General features: G+C 41.8%; 7 protein-coding genes and 1 riboswitch. Of the genes, 3 read left to right on the top strand and 4 right to left on the bottom strand.

Annotated features, from left to right (window positions below; translation table 11 throughout):
* Positions 1-261 precede the first annotated feature (261 nt).
* Together trhP and fbaB are read left to right on the top strand one after the other, a co-directional pair.
* On the top strand, positions 262-1,656 hold the full coding sequence (gene trhP / locus Xbed_RS10960; protein WP_086112969.1) for a prephenate-dependent tRNA uridine(34) hydroxylase TrhP: 1,395 nt from the start codon (positions 262-264) through the stop codon (positions 1,654-1,656).
* Between the two features lie 598 nt (positions 1,657-2,254).
* A complete protein-coding gene (fbaB, locus tag Xbed_RS10955) occupies positions 2,255-3,304 on the top strand; it encodes a class I fructose-bisphosphate aldolase (RefSeq protein WP_086112964.1) in 1,050 nt (349 codons plus the stop codon).
* A gap of 112 nt (positions 3,305-3,416) precedes the next feature.
* Here fbaB and thiD read toward each other — a convergent pair whose 3' ends face one another.
* The 4 genes from thiD to mgrB all read right to left on the bottom strand — a co-directional run bounded on the left by thiD (position 3,417) and on the right by mgrB (position 7,257).
* Entirely contained in the window at positions 3,417-4,217 is an 801-nt protein-coding gene (gene thiD, locus Xbed_RS10950) for a bifunctional hydroxymethylpyrimidine kinase/phosphomethylpyrimidine kinase (RefSeq protein ID WP_208612230.1), read from the bottom strand.
* A 41-nt stretch (positions 4,218-4,258) separates the two neighbouring features.
* Positions 4,259-4,351: riboswitch (TPP riboswitch) on the bottom strand.
* Positions 4,352-4,534: 183 nt separating this feature from the next.
* A complete protein-coding gene (gene cspE / locus Xbed_RS10945; RefSeq protein ID WP_086112962.1) occupies positions 4,535-4,744 on the bottom strand; it encodes a transcription antiterminator/RNA stability regulator CspE in 210 nt (69 codons plus the stop codon).
* A gap of 716 nt (positions 4,745-5,460) precedes the next feature.
* On the bottom strand, positions 5,461-6,828 hold the full coding sequence (locus Xbed_RS10940; protein WP_086112961.1) for an amino acid permease: 1,368 nt from the start codon (positions 6,826-6,828) through the stop codon (positions 5,461-5,463).
* Between the two features lie 288 nt (positions 6,829-7,116).
* Positions 7,117-7,257 (bottom strand): PhoP/PhoQ regulatory lipoprotein MgrB, encoded by a 141-nt coding sequence (gene mgrB, locus Xbed_RS10935; RefSeq protein WP_086112960.1) that lies wholly within the window; start codon positions 7,255-7,257, stop codon positions 7,117-7,119.
* A 187-nt stretch (positions 7,258-7,444) separates the two neighbouring features.
* On the opposite strand from mgrB, the gene Xbed_RS10930 reads away from it, so the two are divergent.
* Positions 7,445-7,831 carry a helix-turn-helix domain-containing protein gene (locus Xbed_RS10930; RefSeq protein ID WP_086112968.1) on the top strand — a complete coding sequence of 129 codons (387 nt, stop codon included), beginning with the start codon at positions 7,445-7,447 and terminating at the stop codon, positions 7,829-7,831.
* Positions 7,832-7,947: the final 116 nt, after the last annotated feature.

The raw sequence follows: 7,947 nt of genomic DNA, 5'->3' as shown, positions 1-7,947 counted from the left end.
TCAAACAATGTGACTGTGGTGCTCCCAGCCAAAGAAATAAACTTAAAAAAGCAGGCTGGAGTGATGATTATCGTGCACAAGTGTTCTTTGGATAGATATTAACCAAAGCATGCTCGCGCCCTGCATACCCCTCCGGGGCAATAATATATTTGTGCTAATGATGGCATAAGCGCTAAAATTCCTTTCCCTTTAACCCTACCCTTGGTAATGATATATATGAGGGTAAGGGCTGACTCAACTCAGACCGAGAATGCCAACAATATGTTTACTCCAGAATTACTTTCTCCTGCCGGTTCCTTGAAAAACATGCGCTACGCATTTGCCTATGGCGCAGATGCTATCTATGCTGGGCAGCCCCGCTATAGCCTGCGTGTCCGCAACAATGAATTTAACCACGAGACACTGGCTCAAGGCATTAAAGAAGCGCATGAATTAGGGAAACGATTTTACGTGGTTGTCAATATCGCACCACATAATGCAAAGCTGAAAACATTTATCCGTGATTTGAAACCGGTTGTGGAAATGGGACCTGATGCGCTGATTATGTCCGATCCGGGTTTAATTATGATGGTGCGCGAGGCGTTTCCTGCAATCGAGATTCACCTTTCCGTTCAGGCCAACGCGGTTAACTGGGCTACAGTCAAGTTCTGGCAGCAAATGGGATTAACACGTGTCATTCTCTCCCGTGAACTCTCACTGGAAGAAATTGCGGAAATCCGCCAGCAAGTCCCTGAAATGGAACTCGAAGTTTTTGTTCATGGCGCTCTCTGTATGGCTTATTCTGGTCGCTGCCTGTTATCGGGATATATCAATAAACGCGATCCGAATCAGGGAACCTGCACTAATGCCTGCCGTTGGGAATACAATGTACAGGAAGGTAAGGAAGATACTGTCGGTAATATCGTCCATATGCATGACCCTATTGCTGTCAAAAACGTTATTCCTGTCAAAAACGCCGAACCCACCTTGGGACAAGGTACACCTACGGATAAGGTATTCATGATTGAAGAGGCCAAACGCCCAGGCGAATACATGTCTGCATTTGAAGATGAACATGGCACTTATATCATGAACTCTAAAGATTTACGGGCGATTGAGCATGTTGAAAAATTAACCGGCATGGGGGTTCATTCACTGAAAATCGAAGGCCGTACAAAATCTTTCTATTATTGCGCCCGCACAGCTCAGGTATATCGTCGGGCCATTGATGATGCCGTTGCCGGAAAACCTTTCGACCCAACGTTAATGACGACTTTGGAAGGCTTGGCACACCGTGGTTATACCGAAGGTTTCCTGCGCCGTCATACCCATGATGCCTACCAGACTTATGAATATGGCTATTCGGTATCAGACACTCAACAATTCGTAGGGGAACTGACCGGCAACCGCATCAATGGGCTGGCTGAGGTTGCCGTGAAGAATAAGTTTCTTGTCGGGGATCATCTGGAACTGATGACACCATCAGGTAATATTAACTTTACGTTAGCATCCATGACAAATAAAAAAGGCCAGGCCGTGGAAGTCGCACCCGGTGATGGGCATATTGTTTATCTCCCTATTCCTGAAGAATTGGATCTGAATTATGCCTTACTTGTCCGGCATTTAAAGGAAGGTAATACGAGAACACCACATTCACAGGGATTGCAAGTGAAATAATTCTAAATAAGGCATTCAAGAAATTGTTCTGTTTTTTTAGAAACAGATCACATCAATACTATTTTATTTCTCGTATTATCGACCCTGAAAAATGAAGAACTAAAAAAGTTTTACTTTAAGACTAGGAACCACCTCCTTGGCTAGCTCAATCTCCCTTGGGCTGGCCTTTTCTTTTGTGCAAGAATAAATAAATAACAATAAATTCAATAGGTTGCAATAAAACCCACATTTCAAAAATATAAATTAATTTAATGTTTATCAAGGCATTATTGGATAAGTATTAACCGAATATTGGTAACAATATTTATTATAAACAGAGAAACCATATGGAAATAAATATTATTGTTATTCATTCAGTTTAATGAAGGAAATTTTAAAGAAACATCGCACGAATTATTCAATGATAGAATGGCGTGGTATTTATTTATCCTCTTACCAGATAAATATTATTTTACTTTCCCACCCTACAAAATGGTTAAATTTTAACACCTCTGGCATCCACTGAAGCGATCCACTGCGGCTTCTCTCCCTACTTGCCTTGTGATCAAGGTGAATATCAACAACAATCAATAGCGCCTTTTGCAAATTGGAGTTCATCATGACTGATATCGCTAAATTGTTAGGAAAAGACGCTGAAAGTTTATTGCAACACCAATGCAGTACCATCCCACATGAGAATCTCTATCTTCCAGGTACCGATTTTGTTGATAGAGTAATGATCGAAAATAATCGCCCCAATACTGTCCTGCGCTCCATGCAGACCTTAATGAATCATGGCCGTCTGGCTGGCACGGGTTATCTCTCAATTTTGCCCGTGGATCAGGGTGTCGAGCATTCTGCCAGTGCATCTTTTGCCGCTAACCCGCTCTATTTTGATCCCAAAAATATCGTTGAATTGGCGATCGAAGCAGGTTGTAACTGTGTCGCTTCAACTTATGGTGTTCTCGCGTCAGTTTCTCGTCGTTATGCCCATAAAATTCCGTTTCTGGTCAAGCTCAATCATAATGAGACGTTGACCTATCCCGCCGAATATGACCAAACCTTGTATGCCAGCGTTGAACAGGCATTTAATATGGGAGCTGTCGCGGTCGGTGCGACCATTTATTATGGTTCTCCTGAATCACGCCGCCAAATAGAAGAAATTTCTGCTGCTTTTGAACGGGCACATGAACTGGGTATGGTGACGGTATTATGGGCCTATCTGCGTAACCCGGCGTTCAAGAAAGATGGCGTGGATTACCATACCAGTGCCGATTTAACGGGTCAGGCAAATCATCTGGCCGCAACCATCGGAGCCGATATCATTAAGCAAAAAATGGCTGAAACCAATGGCGGCTATACGGCTATTGGATTTGGGCATACTGATAAACGTGTCTATAGCAGTTTGACCACTGAACATCCGATTGATCTCGTTCGCTATCAACTTGCCAACTGTTATATGGGACGCGCTGGATTAATCAATTCTGGTGGAGCTTCCGGCGATAACGACTTGAGTGATTCTGTCCGCACGGCGGTTATCAATAAACGTGCCGGAGGGATGGGATTGATTCTGGGTCGCAAGGCGTTCAAGAAATCAATGAAAGAAGGCGTTGCGTTAATCCATTCCGTTCAGGATGTTTATCTCGACCAGAAAGTGACTATCGCGTAATCCCGCTTTTTCCCGCGACCCTTTTTCCACTGAGCATATTTTAAAATGGGGATACAAATATCCCCATTATTCAATCAAGACGCTTCATTCAATTAACGGCTATCATCCTCATTCACCACCATTGATGAAAATGGTGCACTGGCCCGTTTCCCCGCCCCACTTCAAGGGTATCAGCCTGTGCCAGCGCATTTTGTAAATACATTTTTGCAACCGGCAGCGTACTTTGCCAATCAGGATAACGTGGACGCAATGCGGCAAGTGCGGCGGATAAAGTACAACCTGTACCATGAGTATTTCGTGTCTTCACTCTGGGTGCAGTAAAACGCCACTCACCATCGGGCGTGAGAAGCCAATCAGGGCTTTCCTCATTGATCAAATGACCGCCTTTCAATAAAACCGCCTGACATCCCATTGACAGTAATGCCCGTCCCTGCTGCAACATTTGATCTTCTGTTCTGGCAAGATCACATTTCAGTATAGCGGCGGCTTCAGGTAAGTTTGGCGTGATTAAAGAGACCATCGGCAGGAGCTGCTCTACCATTGCCGTAACCGATTCCGGCAATAGTAAAGGATCACCACTTTTTGCCAACATGACAGTATCCAATACGACATGAGGGATAGAATAACGGTGCAATGACTCTGCAACCACCGTGATATTAGCCGCATTCGATAACATGCCAATTTTAGCACTGTCTATTCTGACATCTGAAAGCACAGATTCCAGTTGGGAAGCGACGAAGAGGGGATCGATATCATAGACCGATTGTACGCCCGTTGTATTTTGGGCAACCAGCGCAGTAATCACCGAGGTGCCGTAAGCACCCAGGGCGGAAAAAGTTTTCAAATCAGCTTGAATGCCGGCACCACCGCTAGGGTCTGTTCCTGCAATAGTCAGTGAATTAATTCTCATGATAGTCACTCCTATTACCAGCCAAAGAAAAGCGGGTATCAAAATAGGAGATACCATGACTTCCCTACGCTGGCATTATCCAGATCAGGTAATACGGGTACTTCTCAGTTCAATCAAGAACGCCCCGAGCCAAAATAAAAAATCACTCTATTAGTATTCCAATAGAGTGATATTTGCAATCTACCCTGCGTTTTTCAAGTTGCCGCTTTGTTGACGGCTTCTTGAAAGCCATGGGGTATAGTTTATCGTCAGACAATAAAACCAGACTCACGATAATACATTCAGCCAATAGTTAAGCACCAGCTAAAATAAATTTATGACTATAAAGCTGTTACGTTTGCGGCAGCAGGGCCTTTAGGACCATCCTGAATTTCAAACTCAACTTGTTGGCCTTCAGACAATGTTTTAAATCCATCTTTCGTAATCGCAGAAAAATGTACAAATACATCTTTGCTACCATTAGCCGGAGTAATAAAACCAAAACCTTTAGATTCGTTGAACCACTTCACAGTACCAGTGATTTTTGCCATTTCAAAAATTTCCTTTGAATCACTTTATTCGCCGATTGGCATAAAAATAAACAAACCAGTATTGGTTGCTGTTATTTATTAACAACACAATACTTCGTTTACCCATGTGTTTTATCACATACTCTTTATATAATCGCAAGCCATTTTTTTCAGGTGCTGGAGCCAACGCACATATTTAAAACTCTTAACAACCATACCGATTTGAAATTGCTCAACAATCTTTAAGTTAGATAACCATATGAATAAACACAAAAAGAAAACTTTACCCCAAGAAACATCTTTAATTAATTTAATATATAATGCTGTTTTTCACACCTGTTACGGACTAGGACAGAGAGTTATCGTTATTCAAAAGATTCATTTCAGATGACTATAAAAATAATGGCTAATCCCATCCAACCTTGTTGAACATACAATATAATTATTTTACATATAACCCGCTTACTTTTTGTTTATCATTTATTAAATATTGTTCAATTATAATATTAAGCTCTACCATTCTATAACATTATTCATATAATCAAGGATGATCTATACAGGTGCTATTCAAAAAGACAGAATTAGTCTGCCGCAAAATCAGAAAATGATGGCAAATACTCTTCTTCTGAGAATTCGTTGAATTTTTTCTGTGACAGCGTTAACTGAGTGACGGACAATGATCATCAGCCGGATATGATACCCGGCTGAAAAATAGGCTGAATGGATTAATGACTCGTTTATGCGTTAGCTTGCTTTTTTGCTCTGGCAAACAAGTAACCTACCCATAATACGCCAATCCAGAATGGCATCAGAATAACTGAAATACGAATAGGTGGCATCATCAGAATAATGACGAGAATAAACGCCAAAAAGACCAGACACAAATAATTCCCGAATGGATACCATAACGCCTGAAATTTAGTCTTAACGCCTTCTTTATTCTTGGCTGCGCGGAATTTCAGGTGGGCAAAGCAAATCATGATCCAGTTAATAACCAAGGTTGTCACCACCAATGACATCAGCAACTCAAATGCTTTACCGGGCATCACATAGTTAATCAACACACCCATTGATGTTGCTAAAGCCGATAATCCAATCGACAGGACAGGTACACTCCGTTTATTCACTTTTGTCAGGATCTGGGGGGCGTTACCCTGTTTCGCCAAACCATACAGCATCCGGCTATTACAATACACGCCGCTGTTATAAACAGATAATGCTGCTGTGAGTACCACCACATTCAGGACGTTCGCTACCCAAAAGCTATCCAGATTATGGAAAATTAAAACGAACGGGCTACCGCCTTCAACCACGTTTTTCCACGGATAAAGTGAAAGCAGGATCGCCAGTGAACCGATGTAAAACAGCAAAATTCGATAAACAACCTGATTGGTTGCTTTCGGGATATTTCTCTCAGGATTTTCCGCTTCTGCCGCAGTGATCCCCACGGTTTCCAGCCCACCAAACGAAAACATGATCACCGCCATCGCCATAACCAGGCCGTTAATCCCATTGGGCATAAAACCGCCCTGCTGCCATAAATTGGTGATACTTGCCTGTGGGCCACCATTGCCGCTAATCAGCAAATAGGCACCAAAGATAATCATGCCGATAATCGCAGTCACTTTGATAATAGAGAACCAAAATTCAGTTTCACCATATAAGCGGACATTAATCAGATTAACAAGATTGATCAGTACAAAGAATATTGCAGCAGAAACCCATGTCGGAATTTCTGGCCACCAATATTGAATATACATACCAACAGCGGTTAACTCCGCCATTCCGACCAGAATAAACATTGCCCAGTAATTCCAGCCTGATAAGAAACCGGCAAAGTTCCCCCAATATTTATAAGCAAAGTGGCTAAATGACCCGGCTACAGGTTCCTCAACAACCATCTCCCCTAGTTGGCGCATAATCAAAAATGCAATAAACCCAGCAATCGCATACCCGAGAAGTACCGAAGGGCCAGCCATTTTTATGGTCTGGGCAATGCCCAGAAATAACCCCGTTCCTACTGCCCCCCCGAGAGCAATAAGCTGGATATGCCTGTTTTTTAAACCACGCTTAAGCGTCGTTTGTTGTTCTTGTTGTCCTGCCATCTAGTCCTCTTCTTACGATGCTTAGAACCTGTCTCATTAAAAGCCATTTTATTTGTTGTTTTTAAACCTGAATAGAGTAAGAAATCCTACTACTCTCCCAATTTTCACAAAATTTGTCGAATTAAGATCACCTCAACGATTGTAACAATTGGATTATCCCCTGATTTAACGTGATATTTAGTCTGTTAATTCGAAACAGGTGGATATTAAAGCATCATTTACAAAGAATGAATACCACGAATGTATGTTAACACACATACCAGCAGGAAAATGATTGAGGGGTTATTATCAAAAGGGTAAATACCGAGTAATAGAACAAATGCCTAATTCGAATTGTTCGCTGCCTTGATCACAGTGTACATCCAATGCCAGCAAATACAAAAACAGACATACCAATATCAAGCAAAAAATTAAGATCATTGTTTTCATATGCAATTAAGATACCTTAGAATAAATTTATTGTAGTTAATATTATAATCAAATATTATAGGGGGTTTTATATGATAGCACACGAAAATTTTTGTTTAATCGCTGCTGCTGCTCATAATGAAGGGTTTTTTCATCTTGAAAAGAAGTTGTGTATACTTCCCCAACCTTCAACCAATTTAAAATTGTAATGCCACAAGATAACCACTTAGCACTTGTATGCGCACTGAGTAAATGGATAGAAAACCATCTTGGCCGTGTCATTCATCTTGAAGAGCTTGCTGCTTACTCTGGCTATTCGCTTTGGCACATGCAGAAAATATTCAAAGAAATCACGGGGATATCGCTTGGCAAGTACATTCGCCAGAGACGTCTGGCGGGTGCGGTTTTCTTATTGAGAAACAGCGCATTGCCAATTTTTGATATTGCCCTGGATTTCGGCTTCGGTTCTCAATCCCATTTCACCTATATGTTCCGTAAAGAATATGGCATTACCCCTTATGATTTTCGCCAAAGTATAGATATTGAACTTGAGGTTAAACTTCCATTACATCTGACCTACAACTGTGAATCATGAAACTTGATATCATGGGCGGCCATTCGACGCGGCCGCTCCTGCATCACATCATTCACCGCTTATTCCCTCTATAACATCAGCCTATTATTTCCTGATCTCTCTATTCCGATACATTA

This window comes from Xenorhabdus beddingii (genome assembly GCF_002127545.1).
Classification (GTDB): domain Bacteria; phylum Pseudomonadota; class Gammaproteobacteria; order Enterobacterales; family Enterobacteriaceae; genus Xenorhabdus; species Xenorhabdus beddingii.
The sequence above is the reverse complement of the archived record's forward strand: the minus strand, read 5'-3'. Positions and strand labels throughout refer to the sequence as shown.

Excerpts from the sequence above, each read along its gene's own strand:
- trhP (WP_086112969.1), top strand. The coding sequence starts at position 262 with ATGTTTACTCCAGAATTACTTTCTCCTGCCGGTTCCTTGAAAAACATG.
- mgrB (WP_086112960.1), bottom strand. The coding sequence starts at position 7,257 with ATGAAAACAATGATCTTAATTTTTTGCTTGATATTGGTATGTCTGTTT.
- cspE (WP_086112962.1), bottom strand. The coding sequence starts at position 4,744 with ATGGCAAAAATCACTGGTACTGTGAAGTGGTTCAACGAATCTAAAGGT.
- fbaB (WP_086112964.1), top strand. The coding sequence starts at position 2,255 with ATGACTGATATCGCTAAATTGTTAGGAAAAGACGCTGAAAGTTTATTG.
- Xbed_RS10930 (WP_086112968.1), top strand. The coding sequence starts at position 7,445 with ATGCCACAAGATAACCACTTAGCACTTGTATGCGCACTGAGTAAATGG.
- Xbed_RS10940 (WP_086112961.1), bottom strand. The coding sequence starts at position 6,828 with ATGGCAGGACAACAAGAACAACAAACGACGCTTAAGCGTGGTTTAAAA.